The organism is Paraburkholderia sp. BGA-UO-ETr-F12, assembly GCF_059567945.1.
This window is the reverse complement of sequence record NZ_JCAQOZ010000026.1, coordinates 1-17,788: the sequence shown is the minus strand read 5'-3', so window position 1 is coordinate 17,788 and position 17,788 is coordinate 1. Positions and strand designations below refer to the sequence as shown.

Genomic DNA, 17,788 nt, shown 5'->3' with positions numbered 1-17,788 from the left:
GCCGCTTTCTTTTGCCTACTTTTCTTTGCGGCAGGCAAAGAAAAGTAGGTGCCGCCCCGCACAGGGGCAACGCTAATAGACCACTAACAATTCAAGGAAAGGCCAAAAGACCAACACCAGACCAGACCACGAACAAAGCAAGAAAAGGCCAAAAATCCAGATCAACAAAAAAGCCAGATCAACAAAAAAACCGCCGATCAGGCCCCAACCCTGATCAGACAGCTACAGCAACATTCTCCTTAAGCACCGCTTCCAGAATCCCCATAGCCTCATCAAAAACAGAATCCTGAATCGTAAGCGGGAACAGGAACCGAACCACGTTCGAATAAACACCACAAACCAGCAACAGCAACCCACGCTCAAGCGCCAGCGCCTGCACCCGCTTGGTGAACTCAGCATCCGGCTCAGTCCCACCGGCCTTGCAGAATTCAACAGCAACCATCCCACCCGGTCCACGCACATCGGCGATCTGCGGAACTTCGCTCTGCAGCGCGATCAGCTTCGCCTTGACGCGATCACCCAAAACGGTAGCCCGCTCGCAGAGCTTCTCTTCATCGATGATATCGAGCACAGCATGCGCGGACGCAATCGCCAGCGGGTTGCCCGCATAGGTGCCACCCAGACCGCCAGGCGCCGCCGCATCCATCAGATCGGCACGACCAACCACCCCCGACAACGGCATGCCGCCTGCCAGACTCTTGGCCACCGTCATCAGGTCAGGCACCACGTCGTAGTGATGCATGGCAAACAACTTGCCAGTACGGGCAAAACCCGTCTGCACTTCGTCGGCGATCAGCAAAATGCCATGCTCATTGCACAGCTTGCGCAACGCGCGCACGAACTCGGCCGGCGCCGGGTAAAAACCGCCTTCGCCCTGCACCGGTTCGAAAATGATCGCCGCGACGCGCTTCGGATCAATGTCGGCCTTGAACAGAAACTCGATCGCCTTCAGCGAATCAGCCGTCGTCACGCCATGCAGAGGATTCGGGAACGGAGCATGGAACACGTCCGCCGGGAACGGCCCAAAGCCGATCTTGTACGGCGCGACCTTGCCGGTCAGCGCCATGCCCATCATCGTGCGCCCGTGGAAACCACCCGTGAAGGCGATCACGCCCGGACGGCCCGTCGCGGCACGCGCAATCTTGATCGCGTTTTCAACCGCTTCAGCACCCGTCGTGAAGAAGGCGGTCTTCTTCGGATAGTCGCCCGGCGCACGCGCGTTGATCTTCTCAGCCAGTTCGACGTACGACGCGTAAGGCACGATCTGATACGCGGTATGCGTGAAATGATCAAGCTGGTCGCGGATCGCCGCCAGAATCTTCGGGTGACGATGGCCCGTGTTGCACACGGCAATACCCGCGGCGAAATCGATGAAACGGCGCCCCTCGACGTCCCACAACTCGGCGTTTTCCGCGCGCTCAGCGTAGAAATCGCACATCACCCCGACGCCGCGCGGCGTGGCGGCGTCCTTACGGCTCTTCAGGTCAGCATTCTTCATGGTTATCTCCTTCGCTCCTCGATTTTGCAGGGGACTGCGGGCTCAACGCAGCACATGCAGCGACTATAATGAGATTTGGCTCTTAATTTCAGAGCCATTTCAATAAAAAAGTAGGAGCCAATCATGCGCGCGAGCGTTTTGTCTGACTGGCTGGCGCAGCGCCTCGATCGTGGCAATGGCCAGCCGATCTATCGTCAGTTGCACCGGCTGTTGCAGCAGGCGATCCTGTCGCGCGAATTGCCGGCGGGCAGCAAGGTGCCGTCGTCGCGTCTCCTGGCGCAGGAATTGGGCATCGGCCGCAATACGGTTACGCAGGTGTACGAGCAACTGGTGCTCGAAGGCTATGTCAGTTCGGCAACCGGCCGTGGCACCTTCGTCGCCGATAGCGCGCCGGACGAGATCGTCGGCGCAGCCGACGCCGACGCGCCGGGCACGCCGCCCGAATCATTGCCGCCGCCCCCGTCGTTGCAGGGCAAGCGCGCGTTGTCGGCACGCGGCGCGCGGCTCATTGCGGGGGCCGGCGTTTCGAAGCGGCAATGGGGCGCGTTTATGCCGGGGGTGCCGGATGTCACGAAGTTTCCGGCCCGCGTGTGGAGCCGTTTGCATAACAAGTATTGGCGCCGGCTGCGCCCGGACTTGCTGACCTACGCGCCGGGCGGCGGCCTCGCCTCGCTGCGGCACGCGCTGGCGGACTATCTGCGGACGTCGCGTTCGGTGCGCTGTACGCCCGAGCAGATCATCATCACGACCGGGATTCACCAGTCGGTCGACCTCGCCGTGCGTCTGCTGTCCGATCCGGGCGACCTGATCTGGACCGAAGACCCGTGCTACTGGGGCGTGCGCAGCGTGCTGCACGTGTCCGGCCTGCAATCGCGGCCGATCGCCGTCGACGAAGAGGGCATCAATCCGTCCGCCGACGATCTCGCCCAGCCGCCGAAGCTGATGCTCGTCACGCCATCGCATCAATATCCGCTCGGCATGGTGATGAGCCTCGCGCGGCGCCGCATGCTGCTCGAATACGCGCGGCAGAACCAGTGCTGGATCATCGAGGACGACTACGACAGCGAATACCGCTACGGCAGTCGGCCACTGGCGTCGCTGCAAGGTCTGGACAGGTCCGGACAGGTGATTTACGTGGGCAGCTTCGGCAAGACGCTGTTTCCGGGCCTGCGCATCGGCTACCTGGTCGTGCCCGAAGCGCTGGCCGAGAGCTTTGCGACCGCGAGCGCGGAGTTATATCGCGAAGGACAGTTGCTGCAGCAGGCGATGCTGGCGGAATTCATCGCGGAAGGGCATTTCACGTCGCATATCCGCAAGATGCGCACGCTTTACGGGCAGCGTCGCCAGACCCTGCTGGACGCCGCTGCCCACCGTTATGGCGATGCGCTGCCGGCCGTGGGCGGCGATGCCGGTCTGCATCTGGTAATGCAATTGCCGGCAGGCAGCGACGACCGTGCGGTGGCCGCCGCCGCGCTGGAGCGCAATATCGTCGTGCGGCCATTGTCGGGGTATTACGCGCAACCGTCGCTGGCGCCGTCGGGCTTGCTGATCGGCTATGCATGCGTGCCCGACGAGGAGATCGCGCCTGCCTTCAATACGCTCGCGGATGCGATCGACGCGACTCTGGTGCAATTCGCGTGAGGGCGCATCACGGTGCGCGTCAAATCCGTATCAGCACCGCCCCCAGCGTTACCAGCGCGCATGCCACGATACGCCGAGTGGTCAGCTTTTCGCGCATGAACAGCCAGCCGATCAGCACCGCGAAGATCGAACTCAGCTCACGCAGCGCGGACACCATCGCGATCGGCAGGTAGCGGTATGCCTCGATGATCAGGCAATAGGCGGTGAGCGCGAGCACGCCGGATGCGATGCCTTTGAGCACCACCGTGCGGCCGATGAACAGCCCCTTGGCGCCGCCGCGCCAATGCCAGGCGAGCAGAAACTGCGGGATATTCCAGATCAGATACACCCACATGATGTAGCTCAGGCCGTTGCCCGCCACGCGTGCGCCAATTCCGTCGACGACCGAATACGCCGCGATGAAGAAACCGGTCAGCAGCGCGAACGGCACGCTTTCGCCGGAAAACCGCATGCCTCGCCGAAATGCCAGCGAGACGATGCCGAGCGACACGAGCGCCACGCCGATTGCGGCCAGCGGTTTGAGTGCCTCGTGCGCGAACACCAGCGCGCCGACGAACACGAGCATCGGCGAAAGACCTCGCGCAATCGGATAGATTTGCCCGAAGTCGCCGCTCTTGTAGGCTCGGATCAGTGCCAGCAGGTAGCCGAATTCGAGTACCACGGACGCGAAGATATAAGGCCAGGCCGCCGGATCGGGCATAGGCAGCACGACCACGCCGACCGCGCTGACCGCGATATACGGAATCGCCATCATGCCGAGCAGCCATACACGGTCTTCGGAGAGATGCAGAAACGCGTTCCAGGTGGCGTGAAGCAGCGCGGAAAGCAGCACCAGCGAAACGACTAGGGTGTCCATCGGAGGCCAGGAAGAAGAGTAAAAAGGCCGAAAGCCGGCCGCAAGCAGGTGATTATTCCAGCAGAACGCCGGAATGGAGGGGTGGGCGACTAAATTGAAGGGGCTTTATGTGGCAGTGAGCGGCATTTTGTGGTGACAGTCAGCCGCTGCTCGACCCGGGCGCAGGCGTAATGCCTGCACACCGGGGCTCCGGCACGCGGAAATCGCGCAACGGTCAGATCACGCGTTCTCGCAGCCACGCGGATGCCATGTCGATCACCGTCACGACGACAATCACCATGATCATCACCGCTGCCGTCTGCGCGTAATTGAACGAACGGATCGCCTCATACAGCACCACGCCGATCCCACCCGCGCCGACCATGCCGACCACCATCGCCGAGCGCACGTTCGATTCGAAGCGATATAACGCATACGAGATCCACAACGGCAACACTTGCGGCAGCACGCCGTAAATGATTTCGTCGAGACTGGTGGCGCCGGTCGCGCGCACGCCTTCGGCGGGACGCGGATCGATAGCCTCGACCGCTTCGGCAAAGAGCTTGGCGAGCACGCCGGTGGTGTGCACCCATAACGCCAGCACGCCGGCGAACGGACCGAGTCCCACGGCGACGATGAACAGCATCGCGAAGACCATTTCATTGATCGCGCGGCAGGCGTCCATCATGCGGCGCATCGGTTGTACGACCCACATGGGCGCCATGTTGTGCGCGGACATCAGGCCGCACGGCACGGCGCACACCAGCGAGAGCACGGTGCCCCACACGGCAACGGAGAGCGTCACGTACATCTCGTGCAAATAGCTGCGCCATTCGGTGAAGTCCGGCGGGAAGAAGTCCTTGGCGAACTGACCCATATTGCCGGAGTCGGAAAACAGATCGAGCGGACGCATGTCGGCGCCGTGCCACGCGCCACCCAGTACGGCAAGCACGGCGATCCAGCCTACGAGCGACAACCAGCTGCGCTTGCCCGCGGCAGGCGCGGGGTGCCGTGCCGCCTGCGCGGCGAGCGCTTCGCTCGCGCGCGTGGGCGACGTGATCAGATCAACCGTGTTCATTGCTTCGATACGGCGCTATTGAGTGCGCTCATCTTCGCGTCGATGTCGGCCAACTGCGTCTTGCGGTCGTCATCGGAAAGATGGGTGTCGCTCTCGATCTTCTGCTTCTGGCGGTACAACGCGACCTGGCGGATCGGCAGCAACTGCGCATCCGACGATGCCGCGAAACCGGCGTAACCGGTAATCGAGGCCATAACCTGTTTCTCGTGCGGATCGGTCTTGCCGTAGTTCAGGAAGAAGTTGCGGATCTTGTCCTTGGTGGCTTGCGGCAGATCCTTGCGCCAAACTAGCGGGTCCGACGGAATCAGCGGCGAAGTCCACAGCACGCGTACTTGCGCGAACTTGTCCGGATGTTGTTGCTTGAGCGTATCGAGCATCTCGGTGTTATTCGTCGCGACGTCGATCTTGTTGTTCACCACGGCCAGCAGGTTCGCCTCATGACTCGACGGCAGCACCGCCTTGAATGCCGTATTGACCGATATGTTGCGCTTGGCGAACAGGTAATAACCGGGGATCAGCGTGCCCGAAGTGGAGTTCGGATCGCCGAAACCGAGCGTGACGTCCTTCGTGTCCTTGAACACATCGTCCAGCGTCTTGAAGCGGCTGTTGACGTTGGTGATGAGCACCGACTTGTAGCCGAGCTGGCCGTTCGCATACAGCACCTTCGCGAATACTTCGCCTTGCGAACGATCCACCGCCTCGATCGCCGATGCATTGCCGAAATAGCCGACCTGTACCTTGTTGAAGCGCATGCCTTCAATGATGCCGGCGTAGTCGGTCGCGAAGAACGCTTTGACATTCAGGCCGGTTTGCTTGTTCATGTCCTCGATCAGCGGTTCCCAGCGCTGTTTCAGCACCGAGGAGGAGTCGGTCGAAATGATGCCGAGGTTGATGTCTTCCGCGTGTGCGGTGGCGGCGCCGGCGAATGCGGCCGCGCCGACAGTCAGCGTGACTAATGAACGAAGTGAACGTAATGAACCTAACGAACGCAGAAATTTCATCGCTTTTGAAGTCCGGTTGAGTGAACAGAATGAGTCGGTGCGCTCAGTTCGAGTGCACCGGATTGAGGGCGAACGCATAGCGTGTCGAGTTGGGGGCGGCGTCGCTCGCCGGAGCGCTGGCGTCGCTCCCGCTGACGGCGTTGTCCGCCTGATGGGCCATGCTGTCGGCCGCGGCCTCGTCGAGCAGTTCGCGGGCGTCGTCGCCATAGAGTTTCTTCAGCAGGGCAGGGCTCAGCGACGAGGAGGGGCCGTCGTAGACCACCTTGCCGCGACGCAGCGCAACCGTGCGCGGGCAAAACTGCATGGCGATGTCGACCTGATGCAGCGACACCAGCACCGTCAACTGATGCTCGACGTTGAGCGTGCGCAGCATTTCCATCACGCGGCGCGACGATTCGGGGTCGAGCGAAGCGATCGGTTCGTCGGCGAGCACGATGCGTGCGCGTTGCACCAGCGCTCGCGCGAGGGCGGCGCGTTGCTGCTGGCCGCCGGAGAGATTGGCGGCGCGTTCGTGCGCATGGTCGCCGATGCCGACTTCATTGAGCGCGGCCATCGAAAGCGCCTGTTCCGCGGCCGGGAAGCGCCCGCTGAGACGGCGCCACAAAGGCAGTCGCGCGAGCGCGCCGATCAGGACGTTGCGCTCCACCGAAAGCCGGTTCACCAGATTGAACTGCTGGAACACAAAGCCGATATCGCGGCGAATACTGCGCACTTCCCGGACGATGCGGCCGTTCTGCTGGATCGGTCGGCCGAGAATCGCGATCTGCGACGGCTGTGCATCCGAAGCCGTGAAGCCCGCGATGTGCCGGAGCAGCGTCGACTTGCCCGAACCCGAGGCGCCGATCAAGGCAACCATTTCGCCCGGTTCGACACGCAGATCGATTTCGTCCAGGGCCTTGCGGCCATTGCTGAACGTCTTGCTCAGGCGTTCGATACGGATTGCTTCCCGAATTGTTTCCATAAGTACCCCTTGATGCATCCGGCTATTGCCGGCATGTGTGGGGCTCATTCTAGGAAGCGTCTGTGACGGTTGAGTGAAGGCATCGCAACGTCTAGACGACTATATCTTCATGTGTCTTTTTTGAGTCGCCGAAAAGGCAGCAGGATGTCATTCGTTCGAATAGAAAATGACACCCGTGTGACACGATCTACGATGTGCGGCATCGGTTTCGCATGACCGTGTGCGGCCAGGCTATATTGCGTCATTGAGTGTGCCGTCCCCAATAACCTTGCAGTTCCTTTCGATGTCGTCATGCAGCCTTTGAGCTTTCTTCCCGACAGTTTTGCGGAGTACGAAGATCTCAAGACGATCCTCGACCAGGGCAGCGCCAGCTTCGAGATTCGCACAGTCTGCGACACCACGGTGCGGGGGCGGCAATTCGCGGTGCACACCGCGAGTATCGGCTCGACGGATCCACTCGCGCCCGCAATCGGGTTTTTTGGCGGCATTCACGGGCTTGAACGGATCGGCTCGCAACTCGTGCTCGACTACATGCGCGCGCTGCTCGCCCGGCTGGAATGGGACGAACTGCTGGTGCGGCAATTGCAGTCGATTCGTCTGATCTTTATGCCGATCGTCAATCCGGGCGGCATGTGGGCTGCCACGCGGGCCAATCCCAATGGCGTCGATCTGATGCGCAATGCCCCGCAGAATGCCGACGAACGCGTGCCGCTGCTCGCGGGCGGCCAGCGGGTGGGCGCGTGGCTACCCTGGTATCGCGGCCGGCCGGGCGAGCCCATGGAGCCGGAGGCGGCTGCGCTGCTGCAGGTGGTCGAAACCGAAATGGCCGCGCGGCCCCTGAGCATTGCGCTCGACTGCCACTCGGGTTACGGCTGGCGCGATAGCATATGGTTTCCTTACGCGCGCACGCGCAAGCTGATGGCGCATCTGCCGGAAATGTACATGCTCAAAACCATGTTCGAACGCGCGCATCCGCATCATGGCTACGCGTTCGAACCGCAGAGCCACCAGTACCTGCTGCACGGCGACCTGTGGGATTTCGCGTACGACCGCGCGCCGGCGCCGAACATCTTCCTGCCGATGACGCTCGAACTCGGTTCGTGGTTGTGGATCAAGAAGAATCCCCGCCAACTGTTTTCGCGCCAGGGCATGTTCAATCCGGTGAAGGCGCATCGCACCGCGCGCGTGCTGCGGCGTCATGCGAATCTGCTCGATTTCCTCGCGCGTGCGGCGTTCTCGTCGCAACGCTGGCTGCCGCAAGGCAAGCGTCGCGAGCAATTGCTGCAAAGCGCGACTGAGCATTGGTCCAAACCGGCAGTGTTATGAGCACTTGGATTCTGTTGCGCGGATTGACGCGCGAAACCCGCCACTGGGGTCGATTGCCCAGCGTGCTACGCGAAGCGACCGGCACGGATCGCCTTTTGTTGCTCGATCTGCCGGGCAACGGCGAGCTCAACCATTTGCCCGCACCGGCTCGCGTGGAAGAGATGGTGGGCTTCGTGCGGATTGCTGCGCTGCAAACCGGGGCGCCAGGCCCTTATCGCGTACTGGCGATGTCGCTTGGCGGCATGGTGGCGACCGATTGGGCGCAGCGCTATCCCGCCGAAATCGAGAGGCTCGTGCTGATCAACACCAGCATGCGGCCGTTCAGCCGCGTGCACGAACGCCTGCGTCCGTCCGCGTGGCCGGGCCTCGTGGGCGTGGCCGCTCACTGGCTCGATGCGCCGCGCGCGGAAAGCGGCATCCATCGGCTCACGTGCAATAACGTCGAAACGTTGGGCGCGGATCTCGAAGCGTGGAGCGAAATTCGCCGGAGCGCGCCAGTGCTGCGGGGCAACGCGCTACGGCAGCTATGGGCGGCTGCGCGCTTTCGCGCGGCGGCAACGAAGCCGCGTTGCCCGTTGCTGATTCTCTCTTCACGCGCCGACAAACTGGTCAACCCGGTCTGTTCGGCGAAGCTTGCGGCGGCCTGGGGCGCAACGCATCGCGAGCATCAGTGGGCCGGCCACGACCTGCCGCACGACGACCCGGCGTGGACCAGCGAACAGGTCGAGGCATGGCTGAAGCAGGAGGCCGGGGAATCGCAGGCCGTGCTTTAGGCAGAAGCGCTGAAGCGCGACGCATAACGGCAACGGGTATAACCTAAGTGCGCTCATGCATCGCTTTTCGGGGCGGCAGGCGCATAATCCCTCTTCAGACGATGCATGCGAATCGAGCGATACGCGCTATTGCCGCCCGCCAGGGGAGTTGATCATGCAAGCAAAGAATGAAGAAGCCGTCACGCACCTGCTGAACGATGTCTTCGAATTTGCGCGTGGGCGCTTGCCCGAGCCGGCCTTCAAAATCGTCGAACCTTTCTTGCGGCACTACTACGATTTCGTCGACGCCGACGATCTGCAGAGCCGCGCAATCGCCGATCTGTACGGAGCGGCGCTCGCACACTGGCAAACCGCGCAGCGCTTCGTGCCTGGCAGCGAACGGCTGCGCGTCTACAACCCGATACTCGAACAACACGGCTGGCATTCCGATCACACGGTGATCGAGATCGTCAACGACGACATGCCGTTTCTGGTCGATTCGGTATCGATGGCGGTGAACCGTCTCGGGCTTGCGTTGCATTCAGTCGTGCATCCGGTCTTTCGCATCTGGCGTGGTCCGGACGGCAGCATCGTGCGAGTCAGCCAGGGTGCCGAAGACGCCACCGACACGCGCTCGCAGCTTGCCTCGTTCATTCACTTCGAAGTCGACCGTTGCGGCGACGCAGCGAAGCTCGACGCATTGCGTGACGAAATCGCCCGAGTGTTGCGCGACGTGCGTGCCGCAGTGGAAGACTGGCCGAAGATCGTCGAACTCGCGCGCGTCACCGTCAAAGGCATGAAGGCCGGCGAAGCAGGACCCGAAGGGGTCGAAGCTCGTGCATTCCTCGAATGGATGGTGGCCGACCATTTCACGTTTCTCGGCCAGCGCGACTATGAACTCGTGCAGCATGGCGACGGCTTTGGCCTGCGCGCGGTGCCCGGCTCCGGCCTCGGCATTCTGCGCGATGAACTGCGCCCGGCGGGTGCCGCCGAAGTCACACCGTTGCCGCCGGCCGCCGCCGATATCATCTCCGGCTCGTCGCCCATTTTCCTCACCAAGGCCAATTCACGCGCAACTGTGCATCGGCCGGGCTATCTGGATTATGTGGGCATCAAGCTGACGGGGGCGGACGGCAAGACGATCGGCGAGCGGCGGTTCATCGGCCTGTACACCTCTACCGCCTACCTGGTGTCGGCCTCGGAAATTCCAATCGTGCGGCGTAAATGCGCGAACATCGTGCGGCGGGCCGGCTTCCTGCCGAAGGGCCACCTGGCCAAATCGCTCGTGACGGTGCTCGAAACCTATCCGCGCGACGAACTCTTCCAGGCCGACGAAGACCAGCTTTACGATATCGCGCTGGGTGTGCTGCGGTTGCAGGAGCATCAGCGCACGCGTCTGTTCATACGGCGGGATCGTTTTGACCGCTTCGTGTCGTGCCTGGTGTTCGTGCCGCGCGATAAATACAACACGGACCTGCGCCAGCGTATCGCGAACCTGCTTGTCGCCGCATTCAACGGCGAAAGCGTCGAGTTCACGCCGCTGTTATCGGAGTCCACCCTGGCGCGGATTCATTTCGTGGTGCACGCCAAACCCGGCGGCATGCCTCAAGTCGATACGCGCGAACTCGAAGCGCGGCTCGTGCAGGTCACGCGCCGCTGGCAGGACGATCTCGCCGATGCATTGCTCGACGCATTCGGCGAAGAGCAGGGTAATCGTCTTCTGCAACACTATGCGGATTCGTTTCCCGCTGGCTATCGCGACGATTATCCGGCCCGCACGGCGGTGCGCGATATCGAGTTGATCGAGCGTGTGCAGGGCAGCGAACGGCTCGCCATGAACCTGTACCGTCCTATAGAGGCCGGGCCGCGGGCGTTTCGTTTCAAGGTCTATCGGGCGGGCTTGCCGATTGCGTTGTCGCGCAGCTTGCCGATGCTCGAACATCTCGGCGTACGTGTCGATGAAGAGCGGCCCTATCTGATCGAAGCTATCGACGCCACGCCTGCGTGGATTCACGACTTCGGCCTCGAACTCGCGGACGACGCGGAGTTCGATATCGAACGCGTGAAGGATCTGTTCGAAGACGCATTCGAACAGGTGTGGACCGGCGCAATCGAAAGCGACGATTTCAACCGCCTCGTGCTGCGCGCGCAATTGAGTGCGCGCGAGGTGACGATTCTGCGTGCCTATGCCAAGTACTTGAGGCAGGTGGGCTCGACATTCAGCGACGCGTACATCGAACGCGCGGTCACCGGCAATCCGGCGATTGCCCGCATGCTGGTGGAGTTGTTCATTGCGCGCTTCGATCCGGTACTCGGCGATACGCGTGACGTTCGCGTCGACGGTTTGCTGAAGCGGATCGACAGTGCGCTCGATCAGGTGCCGAATCTCGACGAGGACCGGATACTGCGGCAATTCCTTGGCGTCATCAAGGCGACGCAGCGCACGAACTACTATCGCTTCGACGCTGAGGGCCATGCCAAACCGTATCTGTCGTTCAAATTCGATCCCGCGCATGTCCCCGGTTTGCCCGAACCGAAACCGATGTTCGAAATCTGGGTGTACTCGCCGCGAGTAGAAGGCGTGCATTTGCGCGGCGGCCGTGTCGCGCGCGGCGGTCTGCGCTGGTCGGACCGGCGTGAGGACTTCCGCACGGAAGTGCTCGGGTTGATGAAAGCGCAGATGGTGAAGAACGTGGTGATCGTGCCGGTCGGTTCCAAGGGCGGTTTCGTCGTGAAGAATCCGCCGCCGCAGACCGAACGCGACGCGTGGATGCGTGAAGGCATCGCGTGCTATCAGACCTTCCTGCGCGGCTTGCTCGATCTGACCGACAACCTCGCGGGTACGACGATCGTGCCGCCGCCCGATGTGGTGCGGCATGATCCTGACGATCCGTATCTGGTGGTTGCCGCCGACAAGGGCACCGCTACCTTCTCCGACTACGCGAACGCGATTTCGCAGGAGTACGGTTTCTGGCTCGACGACGCTTTTGCGTCCGGCGGTTCCGTCGGCTACGACCACAAGAAAATGGCGATCACGGCGCGCGGCGCGTGGGAGTCGGTCAAGCGGCACTTCCGGGAAATGGGCGTCGATACGCAGGCAACGGATTTCACCGTGGTCGGCATCGGCGACATGTCGGGCGATGTATTCGGCAATGGCATGCTGCTGTCGCCGCATATCAAACTGCTGGCCGCGTTCGATCATCGGCATATCTTTCTCGATCCGAACCCCGACCCCGCAGTAAGCCTTGCCGAACGTGGGCGTTTGTTCGGTATGGACCGCTCGAGTTGGGCCGACTACGATCCGTCGTTGATCTCGGCTGGCGGCGGCGTGTTTCCTCGCACCGCCAAGACGATTCCGTTGTCCGCGGCGGTGCAGTCGGCGCTTGGCATCAGCGCGCCGGCGCTTGCGCCCGCTGAATTGATGCGCGCGATTCTGCAGGCGCCTGTCGATCTGCTCTACAACGGCGGCATAGGCACCTATGTGAAGGCGACCCGTGAAACGCATCAGCAGGTCGGCGACCGTGCCAATGATGCAATCCGTGTCAACGGCGCCGATCTGCAGTGCAAGGTCGTGGCCGAAGGTGGCAATCTCGGTCTTACGCAATTGGGGCGTATCGAGTTTGCGCAACGCGGCGGCCGCATCAATACCGACGCGATCGATAACTCCGCCGGGGTCGACTGTTCGGACCACGAGGTCAACATCAAGATTTTGCTGGGCCTCGTCGTCTCCGATGGCGAAATGACCGGGAAGCAGCGCAATACGCTGCTCGCGGAAATGACCGATGAAGTCGGGCTGCTTGTCTTGCAGGACAACTACTACCAGACTCAGGCGCTCTCGATCGCGGGCCGTTATGGCGTCGAGTTGCTCGATGCCGAAGCGCGCCTGATGCGTTATCTCGAACGCGCGGGCCGTCTGAATCGCGTGATCGAGTTCTTGCCGACCGATGAAGAGGTCACTGAACGCCAGGCCGCGAAACAAGGGCTAACCACGCCGGAGCGCGCGGTGCTGCTTGCCTATAGCAAGATGTGGCTGTACGACGCGTTGCTCGAATCGTCGATGCCGGAAGACCCGCTCGTCAGCGACATGCTGGTCGAGTACTTTCCGAAGCCGTTGCGGCAACGCTTTAGCGATCCAATGCAACGTCACCCGTTGCGGCGTGAAATCCTCGCCACCCACCTGACCAATGCGCTGGTGAATCGTGTGGGCTGCGAGTTCGTGCATCGGTTGATGGAAGAAACCGATGCGAAGCCTGGCGACATCGTGCGAGCCTGCATCATGGCGCGCGATGTGTTCGATCTCGACGACGTGTGGCGCAGCATCGACGCGCTCGACAATCGTGTCGCCGACGACGTGCAGGCGCGCATGTTCGTCGAAGTGGCGCGGCTCGTCGAACGTTCAGCGTTGTGGTTCTTGCGGCAACTGCAATCGGGCGCGGTCAGCGATGGCGATGTCGCTGGCTTGCTCGCACGTTGCCGCGACGCGGCGCAACGGCTCGCACCGCAATGGCCCGCGCTGCTGCCGGCCGCCGATCTCGAAGCGCTGTCCGAGCGGCAGCGCGTGCTCGTGGATGCCGGTGTCGATAGCGACCTCGCGGTGCGCATTGCCAGTGGTGAGATTTCGGCGGCGCTGCTCGACATTGCCGAGGTGTCGTCGACCTGCGGGCGCGATCTCGAACTCGTGGCGGGCGTCTACTTCGCGCTCGGCACGTTGCTGAACTATAGCTGGATCAGCGAGCGGGCGGCCGCACTGCCGGCACCCACGCACTGGGACATGCTGGCGCGTGCTACGGCGCTGGCGGAGCTCGCACGCCTGAAACGCGCGCTGACCACGAGCGCGCTGGCCGATGCCGACGAGGCGTCGACGCCCGAGGGCCTGGTTCAGACATGGCGCGAGAAGCGCGCTGCGCAACTCGAGCGTTACGCGCGCCTGCTTGCCGATCTGCGGGCCACGGGCGGCGCGAGCTTGTCGATGCTGCTGGTGATCGTGCGCGAGATGGCGGCGCTCGAAAGAGCATAGCGGGACGAAGCGGGAGCAAGGGCGAGCAAGGGCAGATGTGCTGCATACGTCGCGATACCCGGCGCGAGACAGCGTCGGGATTGGACGCATGCCGTCCGGCATGGCCATAATACGAACTCTTGCTCACTGAAAGCGCTCTGCAAACTCACGGAACCCCGCCACGACGATGAAAGAAGAATCGCCGAAAGCCATCTTTTATGCGCTAGCTGCCAATCTCGGCATCGCCATCTGCAAGTTCGCTGCCGCTGCCTTCACCGCTTCCGGTTCGATGTTCGCTGAAGCGATTCACTCCACCGCCGACTGCGGTAACCAGTTGCTGCTGCTATTCGGCCTGCGCCAGGCGCGCCGGCCCGCGAGCCCGTTGCATCCTATGGGCGGCGGCCGCGAGATCAATTTCTATTCGCTGCTGGTGGCGTTGCTGCTGTTCTTTGTAGGTGGCGCGTTTTCGGTGTACGAGGGCGTGCATCGCCTGTTCGCACGGGAGCCTTTGCAGTACGCGTATGTGGCGCTTGTCGTGCTGGGGGTTTCGGTTGTGCTCGAAACGCTTTCGCTGTGGGGAGCGATCAAGGAGATCCGCAAGACGCATCCCGACAAAAGCCTGTGGCGCTGGTTTCGCGAAACGCGCGAGTCCGAACTGCTGGTGGTGGCCGGCGAGGACATTGCCGCGCTAGCGGGTCTTGCAATCGCCTTCGTCGCGGTGCTGCTGACGATGGTGACCGGCAATCCTGTCTACGACGCGTTGGGTTCCATCGGCGTGGGTGTCTTGCTGATGGTGATTGCGTGGCTGGTGGCGCGCGAAGTGAAGTCCATGATCGTCGGCGAATCGGCGGGTCCGGAAGTGCGCGGCGCGATCGAGGCGCATCTGCGCGCCCGGTCGGAGATTCGCAGCATCATCAATATGATTACGCTGCAATGGGGCCGTCACGTGGTGGTGGCCGTGCAGGCTGAAATGATCGACTATGCGAGCGGCCGCGCGATGGTCGATGCGATCAACGAGATCGAAGCGGACCTGCAGGCGGCATTTCCACAGGTGCGCTGGGTGTTTTTTGAACCGGACGTGCCGCGGGTTTGATGCGTTGTCCCGCTCGCGATGCCCGTCCGGTCCCTTTACCGTTTACTCAAACCCGGTCACCGCGTGCGGCACATACAGTTCTTCCAGCCGGCGGATTTCGTCCGCGCTCAGATTCAACGACAGCGCGGCGACCGCGTCGTCCAGGTGATGCAGCTTGGTCGCGCCGACGATCGGCGCGGTGATCGGCTTCTTCTGCAAGACCCACGCGAGGGCCACCTGCGCCCGCGGCACCCCGCGTTCCCTGGCAATCTCACTGACACGCTCGACGACCCGGCGATCCGCGTCTTCGGTTTGCGCGTATAAGGTGCGGCCGAACGCGTCGGTCTCCGAGCGTGCGCTTTCGGTGTTCCAGTCGCGTGTCAGGCGTCCGCGTGCCAGCGGGCTCCACGGAATTACACCGATGCCTTCGCTTTCGCACAGCGGCAGCATCTCGCGCTCTTCCTCGCGGTAGAGCAGATTCACGTAGTTCTGCATGGTCACGAAACGCGTCCAGCCATTGCTTTCGGCTACATGCAGCGCCTTGGCGAACTGCCATGCATACATCGACGATGCACCGATATAGCGCGCCTTGCCGGCTTTCACGACGTCGTGCAGTGCTTCCATGGTTTCTTCGATCGGTGTGCCGTAGTCCCAGCGGTGGATCTGATACAGATCGACGTAATCCGTACCGAGGCGTCGCAAGCTATTGTCGATTTCGGTCATGATTGCCTTGCGCGACAGGCCGGCGCCGTTCGGGCCCGGATGCATGCGGCTATTCACCTTGGTGGCCAGTACGATCTCGTCGCGCCTTGCAAAGTCCTTGAGCGCCCGGCCGACGATTTCTTCGCTGGTGCCGTCCGAGTAGACGTTGGCCGTATCGAAGAAATTGATGCCGTGATCGAGTGCCTGCTTGATGAAAGGACGTGCCGCTTCATCATCGAGCGACCAGGGGTGCGTACCGCGAGCGGGCACGCCGTAGCTCATGCAACCGAGACAAAGACGCGATACATCGAGGCCGGTACGGCCGAGTTTCACATAGTCCATCGTGATGCTCCTGGGTTGAAGCGCGCAAACGCGATGCGTGCTGAAGGTACTTCATTATAAGAACGGCGGCGTTGACGCGCTGGGTGGCCGACGGGCCGCACAGGCATGCGGGTAGGCGGGAGTTCAGGCGCGGTGCATGAATTGCCCCAACACGTAGTGGAAAATAATTTCTTCGCATCTATACTTCTTTCGGCTTGAAAGCAGTCCCTCTCCCAACTTGCATCAAAAGAAAAGGAAGGATCCCGATGCTGACTCGCACACTTGGCGCGTTCTGCGCAATGACACTTGCGGCTTGCGCCGCTTTCACGTCCGGCCCGGCTAGTGCTGACGACAACGCGGGCTACTGGCAAGGCGACGGCGGCTCACGTGGGCTGCCGGTCAAGGTGATGATCATTTCGATGTTCGCACCCGAGGGGCAGGTATGGCTGGACCGCCTCGGGCCGTGGCGTGAGATTACGGTCGACGGCCTGTCACCGGATTACCCGACGGTTCATTGCAACAAGCAGGATGTGTGTGTCATGACCACTGGCATGGGGCATAGCAACGCTGCCGCGTCGATCATGGCGTTGACATTCTCGCCGCGTTTCGATTTACGGCATACGTACTTCATGGTCGCGGGGATTGCCGGGATCGATCCGCAGCAGGGCACGGTCGGGTCTGCCGCGTGGGCGAAGTATCTTGTGGATTTCGGCATCCAGTGGGAGCTCGATGCGCGGGAGATTCCGCCGAGCTGGACTACCGGGTATCTGGGGATCAATACCACAAGTCCGACGGCCAAGCCGCCGCTCGATTATCGGACGGAGGTGTTCCAGTTGAATACCCAGCTGGCCGATACGGCGTTTGCTTTGTCGCGCAGTGTGGTGCTGTCTGATAGTGCTCAGGCGCAGGCAGCGCGAGCCAAGTATTCTTATGCGCCGGCGAATCGGCCGCCTACCGTTATTCAATGCGACACGCTGGCTGGAGACACCTGGTGGTCAGGGACGCTGCTTGGGCAGCGCGCGCGGGACTGGACCAGGATTCTGACCGACGGCAAGGGGGTTTATTGCACGACGCAGCAGGAGGATAACGCGACGTATGAGGCGCTTAAGCGCGCGGCCTCGGTGCATAAGGTGGATTTGAATCGCGTTGCGGTGCTGCGGGCCGGGTCGGATTTTGATCGGCCATATGATGGGCAGACCAGTGCGGATAATCTGCTTAACTATGCTGCGCAAGGGGGCTTTACGATTGCTATTGAGAATTTGTATAGGGCGGGGAGTCCGCTTGTGCAGGATATTGTGAGTCATTGGGGGGAGTGGAGGGAAGGGGTGCCTAAGAGGTAAGGGTTGGGCCTGCTCGGCGGTTTTTGTTGTTGATCTGGGCTTTTGGCCTTTCCTTGTTTTGTTTGTGGTCTGTTTGGGTTGGTCTTTTGGCCTTTCCTTGAATTGTTAGTGGTCTATTAGCGTTGCCCCTGTGCGGGGCGGCACCTGAACCTGTCCGCATTTTTGTGTGCGAGGCGGTTAGCGGAGTTACCCGCGTGCGTTGGTAAAACGCTCTCCAAACAGAATCGCGAACTGGTTCATGGCTGAGGACCAGTCGAATGCCGCC

12 protein-coding genes are annotated in these 17,788 nt (G+C 61.9%); 6 read left to right on the top strand and 6 right to left on the bottom strand.

Going from position 1 to position 17,788, the window contains the following annotated elements:
* Positions 1-214: 214 nt before the first annotated feature.
* Positions 215-1,498 carry a 4-aminobutyrate--2-oxoglutarate transaminase gene (locus AC57B6_RS10920; RefSeq protein ID WP_028200626.1) on the bottom strand — a complete coding sequence of 428 codons (1,284 nt, stop codon included), beginning with the start codon at positions 1,496-1,498 and terminating at the stop codon, positions 215-217.
* Positions 1,499-1,621: 123 nt separating this feature from the next.
* On the opposite strand from AC57B6_RS10920, the gene pdxR reads away from it, so the two are divergent.
* Positions 1,622-3,139, top strand: coding sequence for a MocR-like pyridoxine biosynthesis transcription factor PdxR (pdxR, locus tag AC57B6_RS10915; protein WP_106352389.1), 1,518 nt, complete (start codon positions 1,622-1,624; stop codon positions 3,137-3,139).
* A 19-nt stretch (positions 3,140-3,158) separates the two neighbouring features.
* Here pdxR and AC57B6_RS10910 read toward each other — a convergent pair whose 3' ends face one another.
* The 4 genes from AC57B6_RS10910 to phnC all read right to left on the bottom strand — a co-directional run bounded on the left by AC57B6_RS10910 (position 3,159) and on the right by phnC (position 7,014).
* A complete protein-coding gene (locus AC57B6_RS10910) occupies positions 3,159-3,995 on the bottom strand; it encodes an EamA family transporter (protein ID WP_028200624.1) in 837 nt (278 codons plus the stop codon).
* A 214-nt stretch (positions 3,996-4,209) separates the two neighbouring features.
* Positions 4,210-5,052: a phosphonate ABC transporter, permease protein PhnE gene (gene phnE / locus AC57B6_RS10905; RefSeq protein ID WP_030100227.1), complete on the bottom strand. Its 843-nt coding sequence runs from the start codon at positions 5,050-5,052 to the stop codon at positions 4,210-4,212.
* Positions 5,049-6,053 (bottom strand): phosphonate ABC transporter substrate-binding protein, encoded by a 1,005-nt coding sequence (gene phnD / locus AC57B6_RS10900; RefSeq protein ID WP_030100228.1) that lies wholly within the window; start codon positions 6,051-6,053, stop codon positions 5,049-5,051. The genes phnE and phnD overlap by 4 nt, the downstream gene beginning before the upstream one ends.
* 43 nt (positions 6,054-6,096) lie before the next feature.
* Positions 6,097-7,014 (bottom strand): phosphonate ABC transporter ATP-binding protein, encoded by a 918-nt coding sequence (gene phnC, locus AC57B6_RS10895; protein ID WP_144196008.1) that lies wholly within the window; start codon positions 7,012-7,014, stop codon positions 6,097-6,099.
* Between the two features lie 291 nt (positions 7,015-7,305).
* Between phnC and AC57B6_RS10890 the strand changes: the two genes are divergently transcribed.
* The 4 genes from AC57B6_RS10890 to AC57B6_RS10875 all read left to right on the top strand — a co-directional run bounded on the left by AC57B6_RS10890 (position 7,306) and on the right by AC57B6_RS10875 (position 15,181).
* Positions 7,306-8,340, top strand: a complete 1,035-nt coding sequence (locus AC57B6_RS10890) for a M14 family zinc carboxypeptidase (protein WP_030100230.1) — start codon at positions 7,306-7,308, stop codon at positions 8,338-8,340.
* On the top strand, positions 8,337-9,113 hold the full coding sequence (locus AC57B6_RS10885; protein WP_028200619.1) for an alpha/beta fold hydrolase: 777 nt from the start codon (positions 8,337-8,339) through the stop codon (positions 9,111-9,113). Before AC57B6_RS10890 ends, AC57B6_RS10885 begins: the two co-directional genes overlap by 4 nt.
* Before the next feature lie 154 nt (positions 9,114-9,267).
* On the top strand, positions 9,268-14,109 hold the full coding sequence (locus AC57B6_RS10880; RefSeq protein ID WP_178371011.1) for an NAD-glutamate dehydrogenase: 4,842 nt from the start codon (positions 9,268-9,270) through the stop codon (positions 14,107-14,109).
* A gap of 166 nt (positions 14,110-14,275) precedes the next feature.
* Entirely contained in the window at positions 14,276-15,181 is a 906-nt protein-coding gene (locus tag AC57B6_RS10875; RefSeq protein ID WP_028200617.1) for a cation diffusion facilitator family transporter, read from the top strand.
* A 42-nt stretch (positions 15,182-15,223) separates the two neighbouring features.
* Here AC57B6_RS10875 and AC57B6_RS10870 read toward each other — a convergent pair whose 3' ends face one another.
* Positions 15,224-16,204, bottom strand: a complete 981-nt coding sequence (locus tag AC57B6_RS10870; protein ID WP_046572708.1) for an aldo/keto reductase — start codon at positions 16,202-16,204, stop codon at positions 15,224-15,226.
* A gap of 245 nt (positions 16,205-16,449) precedes the next feature.
* Between AC57B6_RS10870 and AC57B6_RS10865 the strand changes: the two genes are divergently transcribed.
* The gene (locus AC57B6_RS10865) at positions 16,450-17,523 is read left to right on the top strand and encodes a purine-nucleoside phosphorylase (protein WP_496421310.1); all 1,074 of its coding nucleotides are present in this window, start codon (positions 16,450-16,452) and stop codon (positions 17,521-17,523) included.
* Positions 17,524-17,788 lie beyond the last annotated feature (265 nt).